This is a genomic window from Phycicoccus sp. M110.8, from assembly GCF_032464895.1.
Taxonomy (GTDB): Bacteria; Actinomycetota; Actinomycetes; order Actinomycetales; family Dermatophilaceae; genus Pedococcus.
Map to the genome: position 1 here is coordinate 609,945 of NZ_JAWDIC010000001.1, position 22,119 is coordinate 632,063.

The 22,119-nt window shown below is 73.4% G+C and carries 20 protein-coding genes; 10 read left to right on the top strand and 10 right to left on the bottom strand.

Annotated elements, in window-relative coordinates; all coding sequences use genetic code 11:
- Positions 1 to 73: 73 nt before the first annotated feature.
- Positions 74 to 484 (bottom strand): hypothetical protein, encoded by a 411-nt coding sequence (locus RKE38_RS02920; protein ID WP_316005956.1) that lies wholly within the window; start codon positions 482 to 484, stop codon positions 74 to 76.
- Positions 485 to 860: 376 nt separating this feature from the next.
- Here RKE38_RS02920 and RKE38_RS02925 point away from each other — a divergent pair, with 376 nt between their 5' ends.
- Positions 861 to 1,109, top strand: coding sequence for a WhiB family transcriptional regulator (locus RKE38_RS02925; protein ID WP_310149287.1), 249 nt, complete (start codon positions 861 to 863; stop codon positions 1,107 to 1,109).
- A 108-nt stretch (positions 1,110 to 1,217) separates the two neighbouring features.
- On the opposite strand, the gene RKE38_RS02930 is transcribed toward RKE38_RS02925, so the two are convergent.
- From RKE38_RS02930 to RKE38_RS02940, 3 genes are read right to left on the bottom strand one after another with little or no spacing between them, the layout of a single operon-like run.
- Entirely contained in the window at positions 1,218 to 2,711 is a 1,494-nt protein-coding gene (locus tag RKE38_RS02930) for a sensor histidine kinase (protein WP_316005957.1), read from the bottom strand.
- A 53-nt stretch (positions 2,712 to 2,764) separates the two neighbouring features.
- Positions 2,765 to 3,502, bottom strand: a complete 738-nt coding sequence (locus RKE38_RS02935; RefSeq protein ID WP_316005958.1) for an MOSC domain-containing protein — start codon at positions 3,500 to 3,502, stop codon at positions 2,765 to 2,767.
- Entirely contained in the window at positions 3,499 to 8,379 is a 4,881-nt protein-coding gene (locus RKE38_RS02940; protein WP_316005959.1) for an NAD-glutamate dehydrogenase, read from the bottom strand. Before RKE38_RS02940 ends, RKE38_RS02935 begins: the two co-directional genes overlap by 4 nt.
- Before the next feature lie 242 nt (positions 8,380 to 8,621).
- On the opposite strand from RKE38_RS02940, the gene RKE38_RS02945 reads away from it, so the two are divergent.
- The 6 genes from RKE38_RS02945 (at position 8,622) to RKE38_RS02970 (ending at position 12,655) form a co-directional block, all read left to right on the top strand.
- A complete protein-coding gene (locus RKE38_RS02945) occupies positions 8,622 to 8,777 on the top strand; it encodes a DUF6131 family protein (protein ID WP_310149296.1) in 156 nt (51 codons plus the stop codon).
- Between the two features lie 94 nt (positions 8,778 to 8,871).
- On the top strand, positions 8,872 to 9,171 hold the full coding sequence (locus RKE38_RS02950; RefSeq protein WP_316005960.1) for a hypothetical protein: 300 nt from the start codon (positions 8,872 to 8,874) through the stop codon (positions 9,169 to 9,171).
- Positions 9,168 to 9,683, top strand: a complete 516-nt coding sequence (locus RKE38_RS02955) for a hypothetical protein (protein WP_316005961.1) — start codon at positions 9,168 to 9,170, stop codon at positions 9,681 to 9,683. The genes RKE38_RS02950 and RKE38_RS02955 overlap by 4 nt, the downstream gene beginning before the upstream one ends.
- Positions 9,680 to 10,450: a 5-oxoprolinase subunit PxpA gene (locus tag RKE38_RS02960; RefSeq protein ID WP_316005962.1), complete on the top strand. Its 771-nt coding sequence runs from the start codon at positions 9,680 to 9,682 to the stop codon at positions 10,448 to 10,450. The genes RKE38_RS02955 and RKE38_RS02960 overlap by 4 nt, the downstream gene beginning before the upstream one ends.
- Positions 10,451 to 10,456: 6 nt before the next feature.
- Positions 10,457 to 12,106, top strand: coding sequence for a 5-oxoprolinase/urea amidolyase family protein (locus RKE38_RS02965; RefSeq protein ID WP_316005963.1), 1,650 nt, complete (start codon positions 10,457 to 10,459; stop codon positions 12,104 to 12,106).
- A 57-nt stretch (positions 12,107 to 12,163) separates the two neighbouring features.
- On the top strand, positions 12,164 to 12,655 hold the full coding sequence (locus RKE38_RS02970; RefSeq protein ID WP_316005964.1) for a DUF2505 domain-containing protein: 492 nt from the start codon (positions 12,164 to 12,166) through the stop codon (positions 12,653 to 12,655).
- A 95-nt stretch (positions 12,656 to 12,750) separates the two neighbouring features.
- Here the strand turns inward: RKE38_RS02970 and pruA are convergent, their stop codons facing one another.
- Positions 12,751 to 14,379: an L-glutamate gamma-semialdehyde dehydrogenase gene (pruA, locus tag RKE38_RS02975; protein ID WP_316005965.1), complete on the bottom strand. Its 1,629-nt coding sequence runs from the start codon at positions 14,377 to 14,379 to the stop codon at positions 12,751 to 12,753.
- A gap of 80 nt (positions 14,380 to 14,459) precedes the next feature.
- On the opposite strand from pruA, the gene RKE38_RS02980 reads away from it, so the two are divergent.
- Complete coding sequence (locus RKE38_RS02980) at positions 14,460 to 15,281, top strand: alpha/beta hydrolase (RefSeq protein WP_316005966.1); 822 nt, start codon at positions 14,460 to 14,462, stop codon at positions 15,279 to 15,281.
- 98 nt (positions 15,282 to 15,379) lie between these two features.
- On the opposite strand, the gene RKE38_RS02985 is transcribed toward RKE38_RS02980, so the two are convergent.
- From RKE38_RS02985 to RKE38_RS02995, 3 genes are read right to left on the bottom strand one after another with little or no spacing between them, the layout of a single operon-like run.
- On the bottom strand, positions 15,380 to 15,802 hold the full coding sequence (locus RKE38_RS02985) for a DUF6912 family protein (RefSeq protein WP_316005967.1): 423 nt from the start codon (positions 15,800 to 15,802) through the stop codon (positions 15,380 to 15,382).
- A 4-nt stretch (positions 15,803 to 15,806) separates the two neighbouring features.
- Positions 15,807 to 16,805 (bottom strand): patatin-like phospholipase family protein, encoded by a 999-nt coding sequence (locus RKE38_RS02990; protein ID WP_316005968.1) that lies wholly within the window; start codon positions 16,803 to 16,805, stop codon positions 15,807 to 15,809.
- Positions 16,802 to 18,226, bottom strand: a complete 1,425-nt coding sequence (locus tag RKE38_RS02995; RefSeq protein WP_316005969.1) for a wax ester/triacylglycerol synthase family O-acyltransferase — start codon at positions 18,224 to 18,226, stop codon at positions 16,802 to 16,804. The genes RKE38_RS02990 and RKE38_RS02995 overlap by 4 nt, the downstream gene beginning before the upstream one ends.
- A 40-nt stretch (positions 18,227 to 18,266) precedes the next feature.
- Between RKE38_RS02995 and RKE38_RS03000 the strand changes: the two genes are divergently transcribed.
- On the top strand, positions 18,267 to 18,731 hold the full coding sequence (locus tag RKE38_RS03000; protein ID WP_410055424.1) for a cupredoxin domain-containing protein: 465 nt from the start codon (positions 18,267 to 18,269) through the stop codon (positions 18,729 to 18,731).
- The gene (locus RKE38_RS03005) at positions 18,728 to 20,056 is read left to right on the top strand and encodes a hypothetical protein (RefSeq protein WP_316005970.1); all 1,329 of its coding nucleotides are present in this window, start codon (positions 18,728 to 18,730) and stop codon (positions 20,054 to 20,056) included. The genes RKE38_RS03000 and RKE38_RS03005 overlap by 4 nt, the downstream gene beginning before the upstream one ends.
- 82 nt (positions 20,057 to 20,138) lie before the next feature.
- On the opposite strand, the gene RKE38_RS03010 is transcribed toward RKE38_RS03005, so the two are convergent.
- On the bottom strand, positions 20,139 to 21,398 hold the full coding sequence (locus tag RKE38_RS03010; protein ID WP_316005971.1) for a hypothetical protein: 1,260 nt from the start codon (positions 21,396 to 21,398) through the stop codon (positions 20,139 to 20,141).
- Positions 21,395 to 22,063, bottom strand: coding sequence for an SAF domain-containing protein (locus RKE38_RS03015; protein WP_316005972.1), 669 nt, complete (start codon positions 22,061 to 22,063; stop codon positions 21,395 to 21,397). The genes RKE38_RS03010 and RKE38_RS03015 overlap by 4 nt, the downstream gene beginning before the upstream one ends.
- Between the last annotated feature and the right edge of the window lie 56 nt (positions 22,064 to 22,119).

The following is a 22,119-nucleotide window of genomic DNA, read 5'->3' on the forward strand; positions in this document are numbered from 1 at the left end:
AGGCAGGAAGGGGGGAACCGATGAGCGCCTTCGCGGACGCCCACATGCGCTGACCCTAGGACGTGGGCGAAGGTCAGGCGGCTCGGTCCCTGGTGTCGGCCCGGGCTGCGGCCACGACACCGAGGACGCCCACGACCGCCAGCGCGAGCGCGAGCACCCCTCGCCCGGCCTGGAACAGGGACCAGGCGACCGGCAGCAGGAGGACGTTCCACACGATCGTCGGGGTGTTGGGCCAGTTCGCGCCCTGCAGCCAGCCACGGCCCAGCACGCCGAGGAGAACGGCGAACACGGCGATGAGCACGATCGACATCACCACCCTCGTCGGGTCGTCACCGGCCCCCTGCGCCAGCTCCCAGAGGTAGAAGGCGCAGAACCCGAGCAGCACGAGGGCCTGCAGGCCGCAGAGGGCGGCCGCGAGGAGTCGGAACGGGTCGCGCCGCGAGGGGGCGGACGCGGGTGCGGCAGCAGGGGGGACGTCGCTCACGCGGCTCACAGTACGACCCGGCGACCCGCCGTCTGGTGCGCTCGCACTAGGCAGGCCGCTGCATCTGTCCGCGATGTGAGCAAAACCTCACCGTCACAAGCCGGTTACTTGCCGGCAACCCTCCACAAATGCCCCCACGTCTGTGAGGCTGGAACAGAAACGTGGGTGTTGCCGTTGGCACAGGTGCCCCTACACCTCCACAATGGACCCCGCACGCGTTTCTGCCTGCGCCAAAATCGGACGGCAACACCTCCGGGCGCCGGCGAGCACGACCCCAGCACACCCCGCAACGAAGCGGCCGTGCCGTGTGGTCCGCATCCTGGGCCGCGCGCCCCGGACCCGCTACACCCCCTGCATCACAAGGAGCACGATCTTCATGGACTGGCGCGACCGCGCTGCCTGCCTCGACGAGGACCCCGAGCTGTTCTTCCCCATCGGGAACACCGGCCCGGCCATCCTCCAGATCGAGGAGGCCAAGGCTGTCTGCCGTCGGTGTGAGGTCATCGACACCTGCCTGAAGTGGGCGCTGGAGTCCGGCCAGGACGCCGGTGTCTGGGGTGGCATGTCCGAGGACGAGCGTCGCGCCCTCAAGCGCCGCAACGCTCGCGCGCGCCGCGCCGGCTGAAACCCCCCGCCGCGCCGGCTGAAACCCCCTGTTGGTCCTGCTGCCGGCCGCAGCCCTAGCCCCGCCCACGGAGACGAGAGGCCCCCGCGGCTGACGCGACCGCCGCGGTCAGCCGCCGTCGCGGCCCAGGGGACGCAGCCTGGCCACCAGCCGGACCCGCGTCCCCCGCGGCTCGGCTTTCTCCCAGATGATCCGGCCCCGCAGGTCCTGCACCAGCGAGGTGACGATCTGGGTCCCGAGGCCCGAGCCGCCGGGCCGGAAGCCCTCCGGCAGGCCGATCCCGTCGTCGGTGATGGTGACGGTCAGCAGGTCGTCCCCCTTGTCGTCGGCGGACCGCTGCGCCTCGACGGTGATGGTGCCGCCCCCGGCGGGGGCCAGACCGTGCTCCACGGCGTTCTGCACCAGCTCGGACAGCACCATGGCCATGGCCGTGGCGTCCTCCGCGCGCACCATGCCGAAGGACCCCTCGACCCGTGAGGTGATCGGCTCCTCGGCCTTGGCCACCTCGGTGATGGCCTGCAGCCCCCGCACGGCGATGTCGTCGAAGTCGACCGTCTCGTCGAACCCCTGGCTGAGCGTCTCGTGCACGAGCGCGATCACGCCGACCCGCCGCACGGCCTCCTCGAGCGCGACGCGGCCCGTCTCGCCCTCGGGCAGGCGCCGGGCCTGCAGCCGCAGCAGCGCCGCCACGGTCTGCAGGTTGTTCTTCACCCGGTGGTGGATCTCGCGGATCGTCGCGTCCTTGGTCATCAGCTCCTGCTCGCGGCGCCGCAGCTCGGACACGTCGCGCAGCAGCAGGAGCGCCCCCACCCGGTGACCCCCTTCGGTCAGCGGGATCGCGCGCATCGAGACGCTCACCCCGCGGCTCGTGACCTCGGTGCGCCACGGAGCCCGGCCGGTGACGACGACGGCCAGCGACTCGTCGACCGGCGACTCGTCGCGCAGCAGGTCGGCCACGACCTTGGCGAGCAGCTCGCCGATGACGTCCCCGACGTGGCCGAGGCGGTGCACGGCCGACAGGGCGTTGGGGCTGGCGTAGGTGACGATCCCGTTGACGTCGAGTCGGATGACCCCGTCACCGACCCGGGGCGCGCCGCGCCGCTGCCCTGTCGGGGCCGACACGTTGGGGAACTCCCCGGCCGCGATCATGCGGGCGAGGGAGTCGGCGAGCGCCTGGTAGGTCAGCTCGAGCCGGCTGGGGGTGCGCATGGCCGCGAGGTTGGTGTGGCGGGTGATGACGGCCAGCGCCCGGCCGTCCTTGACGACCGGGATCGCCTCCTCGCGCACGGGCATGTCGTCGCGGAAGATCGGGTCCTTCTGCCGCACGATGCGCCGGTCGAGGTAGGCCTGGTCGAGCAGCGACTGCCGTCCACGGTGGGTGCGGCGACCGACGACGTCCTCGAAGAACACCATCTGCCCCGTCGTGGGGCGGACGTGGGCCACGGCCAGCCACCCCTCGAGACCACCCGGCACCCACAGCACGAGGTCGGCGAAGGACAGGTCGGAGATCAGTTGCCAGTCCCCCACCAGCAGCTGCAGCCACTCGACCTCCTGCGGGGCGAGGTCGGTCGAGGAGGAGAGGACCTCGTTGAGGGTGGCCACGCGCAGAGCCTAGCCAGCGACCGCAGCCGCGCCCGCGGGTGTATGCCGCCGGCTCAGTCCAGGTGCACGACGTCGCCGACGGCGACGGTCCCCGGGCGCAGGACCTCCGAGTACACCCCGGCGCAGAGGTCGTGCTGGTCGCTGACGGTCTTGAGCATCCCCGGCCGTGCCGGCAGGTCGACCTGCGCGACGCCGACCATGCGGCACCGCTCGATCGGCTCGAGCACCCGCAGGCGCACCCCGCCGACCGTGAGCTCGCGGCCCACCCAGGCGTCCTCGGCATACGGCTCGGTGGTGGTGACGACGACGTTCGCGCGCAGGTGCCGCGGGTCGAGCGGCCTGCCGTCGCCCTCGTGCCGCCCGAGCTCGACCAGGGTCGCGGTGCCGACGAGGGAGACGCTGCCCGCGTCGAAGTGCGGCGTGGTGGTCTCCCTGCGCACCGCGACCGGCTCACCGAAGAGACCGCTGAGCCGCTCGTCCGCCTCCGGCGACCCCGCCACCACCCTGGTCCCGTCCGGGAGCCGGAGGTGCACCACGTCGCCGGCCATCCACGACTCGAGCTCGAACACCGGGTCCATCCGGCGGAACCGGCGGGAGTGCTTGCCCGACGCCAGCTTGCCGGCGACGTCGTAGATCGCGTACCCGCGGTCGCCGACCACGCCACGGTCCTCGACCTCGAGCGAGGAGCATGGCTCGGCACCCGTCGCCTTCACCGGGAACCGTTGCAGGGAAACGACTTCCAGCGCAGCGAGCCCCTGCGCCGACGTCAACCGCTCCGCCCTCTCCGTCACGTGGACGCAGCGCCGGAGCGGATGACCGAGCGCAGGGTGCGCAGGGCCACCGACAGGGCGGCGATGTTGGGCTTGTCGAGCCGCTCGATCCCGTGCAGCGCGGCCTTGGCCCGGGTCAGCGACTCGGCGTTCGCGTCGGCCCACTGGGCGTACCGCTTCGCCGGCTCCGCACCCGTCGTCGACGCGTCGATCACGCTGCGCACCAGGCTCTCGAGCACGGCATACAGGTCGTCGCGCAGGGCACCGCGGGCCAGGGCGTCCCAGCGGTCGTCACGCGGCAGGTTGGTGACGCGGCTGAGCATGCCGTCGATGCCGAACCGCTCCGACAGCACGAAGTACAGCGGCGCCACGTCGGCCGGCGACTCCTCGGTGTCGGTGCAGATGTCGACGATGTCGAGCAGCGAGAACTGGTCGAGCAGGCTCGCGGCGCGCATCGCCAGCGCCTCCGGCACACCGGCCTTCTCCAGCCCGGCAGCGTTGCGCTGCAACCGCTTCAGCTCCGCACCCTGCAGCAGCTCGGGGATCCGCGGCGCGAGCTCGGCGACGACCGCGCCGAAGCGGGCCACCTCCCCCGCGACGTCGAGCCGCGAGGGGCGCGAGGTGAGGAACCACCGGATCGCGCGGTCGATGAGGCGCCGGAACTCCAGGTAGAGCCGGCTCTGCACGTCCGTGGAGACGACGTTGTCGAGCGCCTCGACCTGGGCCACGAAGGACGGCAGGTCGAAGATCTCGCGGGCCACGACGAAGGCGCGCGCGATCTGCTCGGGCGTCGCCCCGGTCTCCTCCATCGCCCGGAACGCGAAGGTGATGCCTCCCCGGTTCACCATCGAGTTCACGACCGAGTTGGTGATGATCTCGCGGCGCAGCGGGTGCTGCCCGAGCTCGGCGGCGAACTGCTCGCGCAGTGCCGGCGGGAAGTAGTCGGTCAGCGTCTGCTGGAACCACGGGTCGTCGGGCAGCTCGGTCGGGAGCAGGTCCTCCTTGAGCGCCAGCTTGGCGTAGGCGACCAGGACCGAGAACTCCGGCGACTTCAGGCCTTCGCCCGCCGCGAACCGGCGGTCGATCTCGGAGTCGCTCGGCAGGAACTCCAGTCCGCGGTCGAGGTCTCCGCGCTCCTCCAGCCAGTGGATGAGCCGCTGGTGCACGGGGAGCATGGGGTGTTCCTGGGCCCTGGCGTTGCCGAGCAGCACGTTCTGCTCGTAGTTGTGGCGCAGCACCTGGCGGGCCACGTCGTCGGTCATCGAGGCCAGCAGCGAGTTGCGCTGCTTGAGCGTCATGTCGCCGCCCCGCACCTGCTCGGTGAGCAGGATCTTGATGTTGACCTCGTGGTCGGACGTGTCGACGCCTGCGGAGTTGTCGATGGCGTCGGTGTTGACGCGAACTCCGTTGCGGGCGGCCTCGATCCGACCCAGCTGGGAGAGCCCGAGGTTGCCGCCCTCGCCCACCGCCTTGACCCGCAGGTCCGCGCCGTCGACGCGGATCGCGTCGTTGGCGCGGTCGCCGATGTCGGAGCTCGACTCGCCGGCCGCCTTGACGTAGGTGCCGATGCCGCCGTTCCAGAGCAGGTCGACCGGCGCGAGCAGGATCGCCTTCATCAGCTCGGCCGGTGTCATCGAGGTCACGCCCTTGGGCAGCCCGAGCGCCTCGGTCATCTCCGGGGTGATCCGGATGGCCTTGAGGGTCCGCTCGAAGACGCCGCCGCCGGCCGAGATCAGCGACCGGTCGTAGTCCGCCCAGGAGGACCGGGACAGCTCGAAGAGCCGCTTGCGCTCCGGGTAGGACGTCGCCGCGTCCGGGCTCGGGTCGACGAAGATGTGCCGGTGGTCGAAGGCGGCCATGAGCCGGATGTGCTCCGACAGCAGCATGCCGTTGCCGAACACGTCGCCGGACATGTCGCCGATGCCGACGACGGTGAAGTCCTGCGACTGGGTGTCGACGCCCATCTCGCGGAAGTGGCGCTTGACCGACTCCCAGGCACCGCGGGCCGTGATGCCCATCGCCTTGTGGTCGTAGCCCGCGGAGCCGCCCGAGGCGAACGCGTCGTCGAGCCAGAAGCCGTAGGACTGGGCGACGCCGTTGGCGATGTCGGAGAACGTCGCCGTCCCCTTGTCCGCGGCGACGACGAGGTAGGAGTCGTCCGGGTCGTGGCGGACCACGGACGGCGGCGGCACGACCTCGCCGCCCTTGCGGTTGTCGGTGAGGTCGAGCAGGCCGGAGATGAACACCTTGTAGGACTCGATGCCCTCGGCCAGCCACGCGTCGCGGTCGACCGACGGGTCGGGCAGCTGCTTGGCGTAGAACCCGCCCTTGGAGCCGGTCGGCACGATGACGGCGTTCTTGACCATCTGCGCCTTGACCAGGCCGAGGATCTCCGTGCGGAAGTCCTCCCGGCGGTCCGACCAGCGCAGGCCGCCGCGCGCCACTGGACCGAACCGCAGGTGCACGCCCTCGACCCGCGGGCTGTAGACGAAGATCTCGAACTGCGGCCGCGGGGCCGGCAGGTCCGGCACCTTGGTGGGGTCGAGCTTGACCGACACGTACGGCTTCGGCCGGCCGTCGTCGTCGACTTGGTAGAAGTTCGTCCGCAGGGCCGCCGTGATGACGCCCAGGAAGGCCCGGATGATGCGGTCCTGGTCGAGCGAGCTCACGTCGTCCAGCCCGGCGGTGATCGCCTCGACGACCTCCGCCTCGGCGGCCGCGCGCTCCTCGCCGGCCCCACCGGCATACCGGCTGGGGTCGAAGCGGGTCTCGAAGAGGGACACGAGCTTCCCGGCCAGCCCGAGGTTCTGCACCAGGGCGCTCTCGACGTAGTCCTGCGAGAACGTGGACCCCGTCTGGCGCAGGTACTTCGCGACGGTGCGCAGGATGACGACCTGCCGCCAGGTGAGCCCGGCACCGAGCACGAGCGCGTTGAACCCGTCGCTCTCCGCCCGGCCCTGCCAGACCGCGCCGACCGCGTCCTGGAACAGCTCACGCAGCCGGTCGCGGCCGCCCTCCCCCGTCCACACCTTGTCGTTGCGGACGCGCAGCCCGAAGTCGTACACGTACAGCGTGACCCCGTCACTGCGCTCGATCTCGTAGGGCCGCTCGTCGACGACCTCGACGCCCATGTGCGTGAACATCGGCAGCACCTGGGTCAGCGACAGCGGGCTGCGGCGGTAGAGCTTGAACCGGCGCTCGTTCGCGGGCGCGCCCGGCTCCTGGTACATGTTCAGGCCGGTCGCGTCGTCGTCGGCCAGGCCCTCCATCTGGCGGATGTCCGCGACGCCGACCCGCGGGCTGAAGTCCTCCTTGTACGCCTCGGGGAAGGCCCGTCCGTAGAGCCCCGCGAGCCGGGCAGCGGCCTCCTCGCCGTGCTCGGTGCGCGCCGCCTCGCCGAGGTCCTCCTCCCACGTGCGGGTGGCGTCGACGAGCTGGCGCTCGAGCACCGACTCGTCGACGTCGGGGATGGACGCGCCGGAGGGCACGCGCACGACGAAGTGCAGCTGGGCGAGGACCGACTCCGACACCCTCGTCGTGTAGTCGACGCTCGCCCCGGCGAACGCGCGCCGCAGGATGGTCTCCATCTTGAGGCGGACGGCCGTGTTGTAGCGGTCGCGCGGGATGTAGACGAGGCAGGACACGAACCGGCCGAACCGGTCGCGGCGCAGGAACAGCTTGGTCTTGCGGCGCTCCTGCAGGTGCAGCACGTCGGTCGCGTTGTCGAGGAGCGTCTCCTCGTCGGTCTGGAACAGCTCGTCCCGCGGGTAGTTCTCGAGCACCTCGAGCAGGTCCTTGCCCGAGTGCGAGTCGGGCAGGTACCCGCTGCGCTCGAACACGGCGTCGACCTTGTCGCGCAACACCGGCACCCGCGTGACGGACTCGGTGTAGGCGCTGGAGGTGAACAGGCCGAGGAACCGCTTCTCCCCGGTGACCTCGCCCTCGGCGTCGAACTGCTTGACGCTGACGTAGTCGAGGTAGGTGTTGCGGTGCACCGTCGCCCGCGAGTTGGCCTTGGTGATGATGAGCAGCTCGCGCGCGCGGGCGACCTGGCGCGCCTGCTCCGAGAGCAGCACGCCCTCGCCGGTGGGGTCGTACCGCAGCAGGCCGAGCCCGGTGCCGTGCACCGCCTGGAGCCGGTCGGCGTCCACGCCGCGGTGCAGGGCGTACTCGCGGTACCCGAGGAACGTGAAGTGGTTGTCGGACAGCCAGTCGAGGAGCTGGCGCGCCTGCCCGACCTCCTCGTCCGGTATGCCGTGCGGCGGCTCGGTGTCGAGGTCGGCGGCGACCTGCCGGCAGGCGGCGCGCATCTTGGGCCAGTCCTCGACGGCCTCGCGCACGTTTCCCAGCACGCGGCGCAGGTTCTCGGCGATGCGCTCGCGGCTCTCGGGGTCGCTGTCGCGGTCGACCTCGAGGTGCATCCACGACTCCCGCACCTGGCCGAAACCACCGGCCGCGGCACCGTTGCCGTTGCCGTCGAGCAGCACCTCCTCCAGCTCGCCGGCAGCGTTGCGGCGGACCGTCATCGCCGGGTGGACCACGAGGTGCACCACGCGGTCCATCCGCAGCAGCTCGGAGCTCACGGAGTCGACGAGGAAGGGCATGTCGTCGGTGACGACCTGGATGACGGTGTGCCCGCTGGTCCAGCCCTGCTCCTCGACCTCGGGGTTGAAGACGTCGACGGTCGCCGTGCCCACGGGCCGGTGCTGGGCCAGCTCCCGGTGGGCCAGCGCGGCGCCGAGGATGTCCTCCGGGGCCCGGGCCAGGAGGTCCTCGGTGGCGACGTGCCGGTAGTAGCTGCGCAGGTACGCCTCGACCCCCTCACCGCCCGCGTGGTCGGCCCGCTCGGCGGCGGTGTGCAACAGCTGCTGACGAGACTGCTCCAGCGACCCAGACATGTCGGTCGGCTTCATCCTCACGTGTCGATGTGCGCATGGGGTCACGCCGTCGTGCACCCGTGACCCGAGACTATCGCTGCGCGCGGGTGTCGACGCACGACGGTGCGAACCCGCCGGTAGGGCGCCTCCCGACCTCCTGCCGCCGGCCTCCGGCGGCGTGTCCGTGCAGGTCAGGGATGCGGAACCGGCCAACCGGTGGTTGGCTGTTCCCACCCCCTACAGTGGATGAAAGGAAAGTCCCTGTGATCATCCTCGGCATCATTCTGCTGATCATCGGCCTCGTGGCCTCGATTTCCATCCTGACGACCATCGGCATCATCCTGATCGTCGTCGGCCTGATCCTCTCCCTCCTGGGCGCCACCGGCCGCGCCATCGGTGGACGAAAGACCTGGTACTGACGAAGCGGGCTAGAGGCCCGCACGCGACGACGACCCCCGGCTGCCTTGTGGGCAGCGCGGGGGTCGTCCGCATCAGGGTCACTACAGTGGCCGTATGCCGCGGACGCCGGTTCCCCCGGACCCCCTCGCCGCGCTCGGCGCGGCCCTCGAGGACGTCCGCGGCGCGGCCCGGGAGGGCGCCGACGAGGTCCTCTCGCACTACCCCGAGCTCGGCGACCGGGAGACGCAGTCGACGCTCGAGGCCTACCTCGACCAGGTCGCCGACCTGCTCCGCGAGGTCGAGGCGTCCTGCGGCGACCTGTCCGACCGGGTGCGGCTCGGCGGGGGCCGCGGCCGTCGGCCTGCAGCCGCCGACGGGTCGGCACCGCTGCACACCGCCCGGAGCCGGCCGTGACCGTGGCCGGCGACCCCGCCTCCTGCTCCCTGCTCGGCTCGACCCTGCGCCAGCTGGCGGCCCGCCTGCGCGCCGACCAGCGCCGCCTGCACGCGGCCGTGGACCCGGCCGACGCCCCGAGGCCGGCGGCATCCGTGGTCCGCGCCCGGCGACGGGCCGCGCAGCTGGCCGGCTCCCTCGCGGTGGCGGTGGCCGAGCTCGACCAGGTCGGGTCGGCGCTGCAGGCACACTCCAGCGACCTCGCCGAGGCCCTGTCCGACGCCAGGCAGCTGCTGGACCGGGCGGCGGCCGCCGGGCTCGAGCAGAGGTCCGGACGGCTGGCACCCCGATGGGGTGTGGCCGGGGTGGCCGACCCCCGCGCCACCACGGCCCAGGACGACCTGCGCTCCGAGCTGCAGGACCGGCTCGACTCGGTCGAGTCACTCCTGCGCACCCGCCGCGCCCGCCTGGCCACGACACTGCGCAGGTCGGGCGACCTGCTCGCGACCCACGCCGAGGTGCTGCGCCGATGACCGACATCGATCTCAACGCCGACCTCGGTGAGTCGTTCGGGCGCTGGCAGCTCGGCGACGACGAGGCGATGCTCGACCTCGTGACGAGCGCGAACGTCGCGTGCGGGTTCCACGCCGGCGACCCCGCCACCCTGCTGCAGACCTGTGTCGCCGCTGCCGAGCGCGGCGTCGTCGTCGGGGCCCAGGTCGGCTACCACGACCTCGCCGGCTTCGGTCGCCGGTTCGTCGACATCGACCCGGCCGACCTCGTGGCGGACGTCGTCTACCAGGTCGGCGCGCTGCAGGGGCTCTGCGCCGCAGCGGGCACGCGGGTGGCCTACGTCAAGCCGCACGGCGCCCTGTACAACGCCGTCGTCCACCACGAGGCGCAGGCCGAGGCAGTGGTCCAGGCGGTCCGCCGCATCGACGACGAGCTGGTGGTGCTGGGGTTCCCGGGCTCGGCGCTGCTGTCGCTCGCCGAGGAGGCCGGGCTGCGGACCGCGACCGAGGCCTTCGCCGACCGCGGCTACACCTCCGACGGCCGCCTGGTGCCGCGCAGCCACGCGGGTGCGGTGCTGCACGACCCGCAGGTCGTCGCCGCCCGGGCCGTGCGGATGGCCGTCGAGGGGGTGGTCGAGACGGTCGACGGGTCGACCGTGGAGGTGCGCGCGCAGTCGGTCTGCGTCCACGGCGACTCCCCCGGCGCGGTCTCGCTCGCGACCGAGGTCCGCCGGTCGCTGGAGTCGGCCGGCATGCGGCTGGCTCCGTTCGTCGACGGCACGGGCTGATCGCCGGTGCGCGTCCTCCCGTCGGGGCCACGGGCGGTGCTCGTCGAGTGCGCCGACCTCGACGAGGCCCTGGCCCTGCACCGGCTCCTGTGGGAGCACGACCGCCCCACGGGCCTCGTCGACGCCGTCCCGGGGGCGCGGACGCTCCTGCTCGTCGCCGCCTCGGCGCGGCACCTGCCGGCCCTGCGGTCCCGGGTCGAGGACGTCGACGCCTCACCGCTCGCCGGGGCTGCGACCGACCGTGCGCAGGCCGCGCGTCACGGGCTCGGCCACGAGGGACCGCCAGAGGTCGTAGTACCCGTCCGGTACGACGGCCCGGACCTGCGCGACGTGGCCGACCACACCGGTCTGACGACGGAGGAGGTCGTCGCCGCCCACACCGGCAGGCCCTGGACCGTGGGTTTCGGCGGATTCGCCCCCGGCTTCGCCTACCTCGCCGGCGGCGACCCCCGGCTCGAGGTCCCGCGCCGGGGCGAGCCGCGGACGCGGGTGCCTCCCGGCGCGGTGGGGCTGGCCGGCCGGTTCAGCGGCATCTACCCCCGCTCCTCCCCGGGCGGTTGGCAGCTGATCGGGCACACCGACGTCGTCCTGTGGGACCTCACCGCCGACCCGCCCGCGCTGCTGCGGCCGGGGATGCAGGTGCGCTTCGTCGACGCCGGTCGAGGCGACCACACGACCTCGACGTCGGCGCCACGGTCCCGGCAGGCGGCGGGCCCACCAACCACCACGGCACGGACGGCAACCACGGACACGGCCCCGGGCGAGGTCACGGCCACGTCCGGGACCACGCGGCGTGCCCACCTCGAGGTGCTCGAACCGGGACCGCTCGCCCTGCTGCAGGACTCCGGTCGCACCGGTCACGCCGGGGTCGGTGTCGGCCCCTCCGGTGCTGCCGACCGCCGCGCCCACGCCCTGGGCGCCCGGCTGCTGGGGCAGGACGCCGACTGCGCGGCGGTCGAGGTGCACGCGGGCGGGTTCGCCGTGCGCGCGCACGGCGGCGTCACGCTGGCCCTCACCGGGGCCGCCACGGCAGCCACCGTCGACGGCACACCCGTGGCCCACGCCGCCCCGTTCCACCTCCCCGGCGGGTCGGTGCTCCGGCTGCCCGCACCGGAGCGGGGCCTGCGCACGTACGTCTCGGTCCGGGGAGGCTTCGACGTCCCCGCAGTCCTGGGCTCGCGGTCGACGGACACGCTGTCGGGCCTGGGCCCCGAGCCGCTCGCGCCGGGGACCCTGCTGCCGGTCGGCCACGCCGCGGGCCACCCCACGGTCGATGTGGCACCCCACCCTCCGCTGCCCTCGGGGACCCTCGTCCTCGACGTCGTGGCCGGCCCGCGCACCGCCTGGCTGGCCGACGCCGAGGCGCTCGTCCGCGGCGAGTGGACGGTCGGGTCCGCCAGTGACCGGGTGGGCGTGCGGCTGGCGGGTGAGCCCCTGCGACGACCTGCGTCCCTCGAGGGTCGGGAGCTGCCCAGCGAGGGGGTGGTCCGTGGCGCCGTGCAGGTCCCTGCCGACGGCCAGCCCGTCGTGTTCCTCGCCGACCACCCCGTGACCGGCGGCTACCCGGTCGTCGCGGTCCTCACGGACACGGCCCAGGACCTGCTCGCCCAGGCCGTCCCCGGCCAGCCGGTCCGGCTGCGCTGGTCGCGAGCCTGAGGGCCGGCGCCGCTAGGGTTGGGCGCGCCTGCACGCCCCGAGACCACAGGAGCCCGCATGAAGATCGCCCGGACCCTCGAGTACGCCGCCACCCCGGACGAGGTGTTCGCCGTCCTCGCCGACGTCGCCTTCCAGGAGGCCAAGTGCGCGGCGACCGGGGCGATCTCCTACACCGCCTCGGTGACGGCGGAGGGCGACGCGACGGTCATCCGCACCGAGCGTGAGCTGCCCGCCGACGGCCTGCCCGACTTCGCCAGGTCCATGGTCGGCAACACCCTCAAGGTCGTGGAGACCCAGACGTGGCAGGCCGCCGGGGCCGACGGCGCCCGCACCGGTACGGTCGCGATGACCGTGCCCGGTGCCCCGATCACGCTCAAGGGGACGCTCGCGCTCGAGTCCGGCGGGCCCGGCACCGTCGAGCACCTCGACGGCGACCTCAAGGCGAGCATCCCGCTCGTCGGCGGCAAGATCGAGAAGGCCGCCGCCCCCGCGATCGAGGACGCCATCACCATCGAGGGCAAGACCGCCCACGAGTGGCTGGCCCGCTAGGACAGACGGCTCGACCGCCGGGGCGACCGGCCACGGCATACGCGAAAGGCCCGGAAACCGTTGCGGTTCCGGGCCTTTCGCGTGTGCGCTGAGCCTCAGCCCATGTGCGGGTAGGCGTGGTTCGTCGGCGGGTTGAAGGTCTCCTTGATGGAGCGCGCGCTGGTCCACCGCAGCAGGTTCTGCGCGGCACCGGCCTTGTCGTTGGTGCCCGACGCGCGTCCACCACCGAATGGCTGCTGGCCGACCACGGCGCCGGTCGGCTTGTCGTTGACGTAGAAGTTGCCGGCTGCGAAGCGCAGGCGCTCGGTCGCGTCGGCGATCGCCACGCGGTCCTGGGCGATGATCGAGCCGGTGAGGCCGTACGGGGCGAACGACTCCATCTGGTCGAGCACCTTGTCGAACTGGCGGTCGGGGTAGACGTGCACCGACAGGATCGGGCCGAAGTACTCGGTGCGGAACGACTCGTCGCTGGGGTCGTCGATCTCGAGGATCGTCGGCCGCACGAACCAGCCCTCGCTGTCGTCGTACGTGCCACCGGCGACGACCTCGACCCCGGCCGTCGCGTGCGCCCGGTCGATCGCCGCCGAGTGCTTGCTGAACGCCCGCTGGTCGATGACCGCACCCATGAAGTTCGACAGGTCGGTGACGTCGCCCTGGCTCAGGCCCTCGGTGACGGAGACCAGGTCGGCCTTGATCTTGCGCCACAGCGAGCGCGGGACGTAGGCGCGCGAGGCGGCCGAGCACTTCTGCCCCTGGTACTCGAACGCGCCGCGGATCATGGCCGTGCGCAGCACGTCCGGGTCGGCCGACGGGTGGGCGAGGATGAAGTCCTTGCCGCCGGTCTCGCCGACGAGGCGCGGGTAGGTGCGGTAGCTCGGCAGGTTGGCGCCGACCTCCTGCCACAGGTGCTGGAACGTCGGCGTCGACCCGGTGAAGTGAATGCCGGCGAGGTCGGGGTCGGCGAGCGCGACCTTGGAGACGTTGATGCCGTCGCCGGTCACCATGTTGATGACGCCGGGCGGCATGCCGGCCTCCTCCAGCAGCGACATGGTCAGCTGCGCGGCGAACTGCTGGGTCGGGCTCGGCTTCCACACGACGGTGTTGCCCATGAGCGCCGGGGCGGTCGGCAGGTTGCCCGCGATGGCGGTGAAGTTGAACGGCGTGATCGCGTAGACGAAGCCCTCGAGCGGGCGGTGGTCGGTGCGGTTCCAGATGCCCTTGGAGTTCGCGGGCGGCTGCTCGGCGAGGATCTGGCGGGCGAAGTGGACGTTGTAGCGCCAGAAGTCGATGAGCTCGCAGGCGGCGTCGATCTCGGCCTGGTACGCGGTCTTGGACTGGCCGAGCATCGTGGCCGCGTTGAGGTGGGCGCGCCACGGGCCGGAGAGCAGCTCGGCCGCCTTGAGCAGGATCGCGGCGCGGTCGTCGAAGGACAGGGCGCGCCAGCCCGGGGCGGCGGCCTTCGCGGCGTCGACGGCGGCCTGCGCGTCGGCGAGGGTCGCGTTGCGCATGGTGCCGAGGAGCTTGCGCTTCGCGTGCGGCTGCCGGACCTCGATCTTGCGACCGCCACCCATGACCCGCTTGCCGTTGATGGTGTGCGGCAGGTCGATGGGGTTACCGCCCAGCTCGGCGAGGGCCACCTCGAGCGACGCACGCTCGGGACTCCCGGGCGCGTAGTCGAGCACGGGCTCGTTGATCGGGGCGGGCACCTGGGTGACGGCATCCATGGCGGGCGGGGCTCCTCGGGGTCGCGTCGGAGATGGGGACCTCCCCGTGCTGCCGGGAGGGCGCACCTATGGTGTCACGTATGCCGAGTACCGACGACAGTGCAGAGCTCGCCTACCGCTGGGCCGGCCCCGCGGACCCGTCGACGCCGACCGTCGTGCTGCTGCACGGGCTGGGCGACTCCGGCGACTGCTGGCCCGACGCCGTCCGCCGGTGGTCCCCCACCTACCGCGTCGTGGGCGTCGACCTGCTGGGCCACGGGCGGTCACCGCGCTTCACGCCTGCGCAGCTCACGTCAGACGACCCGATGGAGGCGATGTGTGCCGCCGCCGAGGCCACCGTGGTCCACCTTGCCGCCGACCACGGCGGTCCGGTGGTCCTCGTGAGCCACTCGATGGGCGGCGGGATCGCGGGCGCGCTGGCGGCCCGGCGCCCGGACCTGGTCGGCGCCGCCGTCCTGGAGGACCCGGCGTGGCGGGACCCGCAGTACCGCGTGCAGCCTGCCGAGGTCGTGCGCGAGCGGGTCGCCGAGTGCCGGGCGTTCGCGGACGACCCGAGGGGGTCACGCGAGCAGGGCCGCGCGGACAACCCGACCTGGCCCGAGGCCGAGCTCGACCCGTGGGTGAAGTCCAAGGCGCAGGTCGACCTCGACTTCCTCGGGCTGGGCATCGCCAACCTGGTGCAGCCCTGGGACGAGGTCGTCGCCGCGATCGAGGTGCCGACGCTGGTCCTGCTCGCCGAGCAGGGCGGCCCCGTGCTGCCCGAGGTGCGCGAGCGCGCGGCACGGATCGCCAACGCCCACCTGGACATCCGGGTCGTCGAGGGGGCCGGGCACTGCATCCGTCGCGACCGGCCCGACGCCTACCACGCCCTGGTCGACCCCTTCCTCGCCCGGCACACCTGACCCGCACACGGTCGCCCGTACTGTCGCCGCCCCGGGTCTTTGCGCGATCACAGCGGTCAGGACCGCCGGGATCGCGCAAAGACCCGGGGGGGGTGCGCTCAGAGGAGGCGCAGGACCTCGTCGAGCTCGGTCACGTCGTACCAGAGCAGGTCCTCCATGCCCTGGTCCCCGGCCGTCTCGTCGACGTGCAGCGACACGACGAGCCGCAGCGGCACCGGCGCGGTGATGCTGACGGCGCCGAGCCCGTCGCGGGTGGCGTCGTCCTCGACCCAGGCCGGGTCGACGTCCGCCGCGGCGACGACACGCTTGGCCACAGCAGTGCCCTGCGCGGCCTCTGCCGCCTCGACCGCCTCGGTGAGGGCGGCGTACTCCCACTCCTCCTCGTCGGCGGTGGGCAGGGAGCGCTCGAGGCGCCGGGTCACGGCATACGCGGCGACGGGCGCCGGGCCGACCTCGCGGCGCTCGGCGAGCACGCGCACGTCGGAGGGCGTCAGCGGCAGGTAGATCCGGGTCTGGGTCATGGGGTCATCCCACATCCTCGAAGGTGCTGTGGTCGGGCAGGGGGGCGGGGTCGCGCAGCGCGGCGGCGGAGGTGCGCAGGGACGTGGCGATGACACCTGGACGCCGGCTGACGTCCATGAGGTTGGAGCCGAACGCCTCGAGGTCCTCCTCACCCGGACCGAGGATGGTCACCTCGGCACCGTCGGCGTGGACCCGGTGCAGCTCGCGCAGGGCGCGCAACGTCACCCGGTTGCGCCACTGGCGCTCGACCCGGGTGCGCCAGTGGGTGGGGGTGTCCTTGACGAAGCTGACCTGGGGCGCGAGGACGTAGACCTCGTCGAGACCGAGCCCGACCATGAGGTCAAGGTTGGTGGAGGACCAGGCCCCGCCGTCGATGTAGCGGTGGTCGCCGATGCGCACGGGCTGGTACCAGCCGGGGATGGCGCACGACGCCATGACCGCGGCCGGCAGGTCGACCTGGGGCGCCTCCTCGCGCCCGAACGGCACCCGCTCGCCGGTGTCGTAGTCGAGGGCGACGACGGTGACGCCGTCCCGGGGCACCCAGCCCGACGGCACGACGTGGCCGACCATGGCGCCGACGGCCTCGAGGCTGCCCCGCCCCTCCGGGAGGATCGCCGACAGGACGGCCGTCGGGGGCAGGCTGCGCAGGTGGAGTGCGTTGCGGCGCAACAGCTCTCGCGACCCCAGTCCGGGGCGCGGCAGCCCCGGCCGGTCGCCCCCGGTGTCGCGCTCGTAGTCCCAGAGGTACCCGGCCAGCGGCCCCGCGTCGATCGAGCCCTCGAGCTGGTGGTGCAGCAGGTCGGCCACCGGGACCCCCGCACCCAGCAGCCCGGCCAGCACCGAGCCGGCCGAGGTGCCGACCACCTGGTCGAAGTCGCGGGCGTCGAGTCCCGTCTGGGCCTCCAGCGCGCTGAGGGCACCGACCATCCACGCCGCGCCGAGGACGCCCCCACCGCCGAGGACCAGGCCCCGGCGGATGCGCTCGCCCCCCTGCGCGCTCATCGGCGCGTCGACCGCTGCGTGTCGAGGAGCTCGGCCAGCGAGTCGACGATGCTCTGGCCGAGGACGTCGACGTCGGGCATGGAGTCGCGGTCGGCGTTGAGGCCGTAGTAGACCCCTCCGTCGTACGACGTGAGGCCGATCGACAGCGCCTGGCCGCGCGCCAGCGGCATGACCGGGTAGGTCGAGAGCATCTTGGCGTCCGCGGCATACAGGGTGTGCTGCGGGCCCGGCACGTTGGTGATGACGACGTTGAACAGGCGGCGCGACACCGCCGATCCCAGTCGCGCGCCGAGCGAGTGCAGCGTCGGCGGGGCGAAGCCCGCCAGCCCGGCGAGCGACTCCGCGCCGACGGCCTGGCCGCCCTCCATCTGCTGGCGCATCGCGAAGGCGATCTGGTGCAGCCGCATCGACGGCCCCGGCTCCCCCACCGGCAGGTCGACGAAGCACGCGGTCAGGCGGCTGCTCACGTGGCGAGCCCCCTCGTCGTAGACGCTCACCGGCACCATCGCGCGGACCGTCGTGCCGGAGTGCACCGACTCCCCGCGGGTCAGCAGCCACGAGCGGAAGGCGCCGGAGATCGTGGCCAGCACGACGTCGTTGATCGACACGTCGTCGGCGTAGCGGCCGCGCGCCAGCCGCGCCCGCACCTTGCGGTAGTCCTCGAGGTCGGTGCCGATCATGACGTACCGGCGGGCCTCCCCCACCGTCGCGTTGAGGGGCGAGTGCGGGGCCGGCCTCGCCGCCGTGCGGGCGAGGGTCGACATGACGTCCCCGGCCGCGGTCAGGGCACGGGCACCGACGGCCTTGACGTCGGCCATGCCACCGCGGATGTTCTCGACCACCTCGCTCGGGCGCCGCACCGCGTCGACGAGCGCGCCGGTGAGCAGCTCCACGTCGCTGGGCTCGCGCGCGGGGCGCCACGTGTCGGTGACCAGCCCCTCGGCCGCGGGGTCGCCGTCGACGATGACGTGCGCGATGTCGACCGCGTTGACCCCGTCGACGAGCGCCTGGTGCGACTTGGTGACGATCGCGAACCGTCCCTCGGCGAGGCCCTCGACGAGGTAGACCTCCCACAGCGGCCGGCGCCGGTCCAGCGCCCGCGGCTGGATCCGGGCGACGAACTCCTGCAGCTGCTCGTCCGTGCCCGGGCGGGGCAGCGCCGAGCGCCGGACGTGGTAGGTGACGTCGAAGTTCTCGTCGTCGACCCACACCGGGTTCGCCAGCCGGCCGGGCACCTGGCGGATCCGCTGGCGGTAGCGTGGCACGAAGGCGATCCGGGTCGACACCAGCTGCACGAGGCGGTCGTAGTCGAAGCCGTCCTCCGGCGGGTCGAACACCATGACCGAGCCCACGTGCATCGGCGTGGTCGACTCCTCGAGGTAGAGGAACGACGCGTCGAGCGAGGTGAGGCGGTCAGGCACCCCCACATCGTGTCAGAAAGGCCTGTCTAGACTTCGGATCGTGACCAACATGACGTGGCCCACACCCCTGCGGTATGCCGGGTCCGTCGTCCTCGTCGTGGGGCTCGCCGCCTGCGGCGGCGGCGCCGCATCCACCTCGGGCACCTCCTCGAGCGGCGCCGGCTCCTCCGCCACCTCCACCGCCTCGTCGTCGGCGCCGTCCCCGTCCGGCTCGTCGTCGGCGTCGTCCTCGAGCAGCCCGGCGCAGCGGACCGTCACGGTGACGGTCACGGGCAGCCGGGTGACCCCCGCTCCCCGCACCGTCGACCTGGGCGTCGGGGAGACGATGACCCTCACCGTCACCAGCGACCACGCCGACCAGCTCCACGTGCACGGGTTCGACATCGAGAAGGAGCTCCCCGCCGGGACACCGGTCAGCGTCGAGCTCACCGGTGAGTCGCCGGGCGTGTACGAGGTCGAGACCCACCACCCGGAGCTGCGGCTGCTCAAGATCGCGGTCCGGTGAGGCTGTCACTGCTGCCGTCGCTGGCCCTGCCCGCCCACGGCGTCGGGTCGCGCGAAGACCTGCCGCTGCCGTTCTCCCTGCTGCTCGTCGGCGCGGGCGCGGCGCTCGTCGTGTCGTTCGTCGCCCTCGGCGCGCTCTGGCGCACGCCGCGGCTGGGCGCCGAGGACGGGGTGCCGCTCCCACGGGGACTCGCCAGGGTGCTCGACAGCCGGGCCCTGCGGTTCGTCGCGGTCGTCCTCACGCTGGTCGTCGCGGCCTGGACCCTGCTGGCCCTCCTCCTGGGCAAGGACGACGCCAACAACCCCGTCCCGTACGTCGTCTACGTCTGGCTGTGGGTCGGGCTCGCGTTCCTGTCGATGCTCGTCGGCGGCGTCTGGCGCCTGGTCAACCCGGTGCGCTGGCTGCACGCGGGGCTCTTGAAGGTGGCGCGGATCGAGCCCGAGTTCGCCCTCGCCGACTACCGGCTCGGCTACTGGCCGGCCGCGGCCGGGCTCGCCGCCTTCGTCTGGCTCGAGCTCGTGGCCCCCGACAACGCGACGCTGCCGGTGCTGCGGGTCGCCGTCCTCGGGTACCTGCTGCTCAGCCTCGTGCTGGCGCTCGCGTTCGGGCAGCCGTACCTGCACCGCGGCGACCCGTTCGCGGCCTGGTCCGGGCTCTACGGGACGCTCAGCCCGCTCGGCCGGCGCACCGACCGGCGGTGGGTCCTGCGCACGCCGCTGCACGGGCCGCTGCAGGTGCGGCCCGAGCCCGGACTGCTCGCCGTCGCGGCGGTGATGCTGGGCTCGACCGCGTACGACGGGTTCTCCGGCGAGACCCGCTGGTACTCCTTCGTCCAGTCCCGTGCGGTGCCACGCCTGTGGGAGACCGGCGGCCTGGTCGCGGTGTGCCTGGTCGTGGCCGGTTCGCTCGCCCTCGCGGCCCTGGTCTCGGCCCGGCTGGCCCGGGTGTCGCCCCGGGGCGTGGCGAGCGCGTTCGCGCCGTCGCTCATCCCCATCGCCGCCGGGTACCTCGTGGCGCACTACTGGTCCCTGTGGGTGTGGGAGGGCGCCAACGGCCTGGCCAAGTTCTCCGACCCGCTCGGCACGGGCGCCGACTGGCTCGGCACCGCCGGCGTACGGCCCTCGGCCGCCCTCATCGCCCCCGGCCTGGTCGCCGGCATCCAGGTCGTCGCGATCATCACCGGTCACGTGCTCGGGGTGGTGGTCGCGCACGAACGCGCGCTGACGCTGTTCCCGCGACGGGCGGCGGTCGTGGGCCAGGTCCCCCTGCTGGTCCTCATGGTCCTGTACACGGTGGGGGGCCTCACGCTGCTGTTCAGCTCCTGACCGTCCCGCGGCCGGCCGGCTGCCGCAGTCCCACTGCCACCCGGCGGCCGCCAGGGCGACCAGCGCCGCCGGCGGGAGTCCGTCAGCGGCGGGCCGCGCGCCGCGAGCGCCGGCTGACCGTGGCCCCGTCTGCGGCCCACCGGGCCGCCAGGGCCTGCAGCGCCCGCCGCAGCTCGGACTGGGGAGCGTGGTCGAGCAGCGTGGTCCCCGCGAACATGGCGGCGTCGAGCGTGGCCTGGTCCCAGGGCAGGTACGTGAGGTCGTCCATCCCGGCGAAGCGTTCGAGGGCCTCGGCGATCCGGCGCTCCGGGCGCGAGCCGACCGCCGAGGCGCGCACCTTGTTGACGACCACGGTCGGGGTCGGTGAGGGCACGATGGCCAGGTCCTGGACGGCCCGGACGAGCCGCTGCAGCCCGATCGGGTCCGCCGCCCCCACGACGACCAGGTCGTCGGCCTCCTCGAGGGCGGTCAGGGTGGCGGCGTTGCGCCGCGGGGCGAGGGTGTCGTACGAGAGCTCCTCGTCGTCCTCGACGCAGAAGCCGCAGTCGATGACGACGTGCGTGGCCAGCTGTCGCGCGATGGTGAGCACCTGGGCCACCGACGGTGCGCGCAGCTCGGTCCAGCGGTGCGGCCTCGGGGTCCCGGTCAGCACCCGGAGGCCGGGGCTCACCTCGGGCGCCAGGCGGGCGAGGGCCAGCAGGTCCAGCCCACCCTGGTCGGCCGCGCGGCAGGCCGCCGTCATCCCGGGGGCCTCGTCCAGCAGTCCGAGGGCCTGGGCGAGCGACGAGCCGTAGGTGTCGGCGTCGACGAGCACCGTGGGTGCGTGGACGGCCAGCTCCGCGGCGAGGTTGAGCGCGACCGTGCTGCGACCGGGAGCTCCGGTGGGTCCCCACACGGCCAGCACCCGGCCGGGGCGCCCACCGGGCAGGTCGAGCGGGTCGTCGCCCACGGGATCCTCGACGGCGACCTCCACGGCGGCCCCGAGGAACCCGAATGCCACCTCGTCGAGGGCGTCCTCCAGGTCCGGCGTCGAGACGTCCGCCCGCACGACGACGGCCAGGCCGAGCTGGCGCAGGCGCCGCTCCCCGGCCTCGTCGCCCGGGGCCACCACCCCCGCGACCCCGAGCCCGTGCTCGGCCAGCTCGTGCAGCGCCGGACGGTCCAGCGCCCGGAGCTCCGCGGAAACCAGCGCCAGGTCGCCGAGCCCTGCCGCAGCCGTCGCGAGCAGGTCGGCGAGGTCGGCGCAGCGCCGTGCCACGGCATACCCCGACGTGGCCTCCAGCGCCGTCACGACGTCGGGCTCCCACGCCCCGGTCAGGGCGGTCAGCACGCTGCGCGTCACCGGGCTCCCCCGGTGCCGGCCACCGGCACCACCGTGACCCGCGCTCCCAGGTCGACGGCGCCGATGATGTCCTTGATCCGGTCGGTGGGCGCCATCACCTGGATCGGCCGGTCGGCCCCGGTGCCGGACCCCAGACCGCTCGACGTCTTCGGCAGGCCGGCCACCGAGACGCCCTGCAGGGCCAGCTCGGGCCCGGTGAACCGCTTCGCGGTGCCCGTCGCGGCCGGGTCGACGGGGTTGACGTAGACGTCGACCCGGGTCCCCACCCTCAGCGTCGCCGCGGACCCTGCGTCGACGACCAGCGTGAGCGGCTGGACCTCGACCCGCTCCCGGCCGCCCACGGCGGACGCCGGGACGAGCTCGCCGGCCGGGACCTCCCGCAGGACGTAGCGGTCCGGCGCGAGACCCGCCGCGGCGGACAGGTACGTCCCGGCGTGCGAGCCGAGCTGCACGTCGACGCGGACCAGGTCGTCCTGCGTCAGCGGCTGGCCCGGCACCAGCGGCCGTGCGGCGGCGTACACGGGCAGGCGGTCGTCGGCGTGGGCGACGACGTACGAGCCCAGGGCAACGGACCCGAGCACGAGCAGGAGGCCCACGAGCAGGCGGGCGTCACGCCAACCGGGTCGGTGCAGCCGGCTCGCCGATGGCACGGGCAGGTCACTCACGGTCTCCCCCTCGATCTGGTGCGTCCCCCGGCGGCCCATCATGGCGTACCCAACGG

Coding starts and splice junctions, on each gene's coding strand:
- RKE38_RS02980 (WP_316005966.1), top strand. CDS start 14,460: ATGCCGAGTACCGACGACAGTGCAGAGCTCGCCTACCGCTGGGCCGGC.
- RKE38_RS02950 (WP_316005960.1), top strand. CDS start 8,872: ATGCCGCGGACGCCGGTTCCCCCGGACCCCCTCGCCGCGCTCGGCGCG.
- RKE38_RS02985 (WP_316005967.1), bottom strand. CDS start 15,802: ATGACCCAGACCCGGATCTACCTGCCGCTGACGCCCTCCGACGTGCGC.
- RKE38_RS02970 (WP_316005964.1), top strand. CDS start 12,164: ATGAAGATCGCCCGGACCCTCGAGTACGCCGCCACCCCGGACGAGGTG.
- RKE38_RS02960 (WP_316005962.1), top strand. CDS start 9,680: ATGACCGACATCGATCTCAACGCCGACCTCGGTGAGTCGTTCGGGCGC.
- RKE38_RS02990 (WP_316005968.1), bottom strand. CDS start 16,805: ATGAGCGCGCAGGGGGGCGAGCGCATCCGCCGGGGCCTGGTCCTCGGC.
- RKE38_RS02925 (WP_310149287.1), top strand. CDS start 861: ATGGACTGGCGCGACCGCGCTGCCTGCCTCGACGAGGACCCCGAGCTG.
- RKE38_RS02940 (WP_316005959.1), bottom strand. CDS start 8,379: ATGTCTGGGTCGCTGGAGCAGTCTCGTCAGCAGCTGTTGCACACCGCC.
- pruA (WP_316005965.1), bottom strand. CDS start 14,379: ATGGATGCCGTCACCCAGGTGCCCGCCCCGATCAACGAGCCCGTGCTC.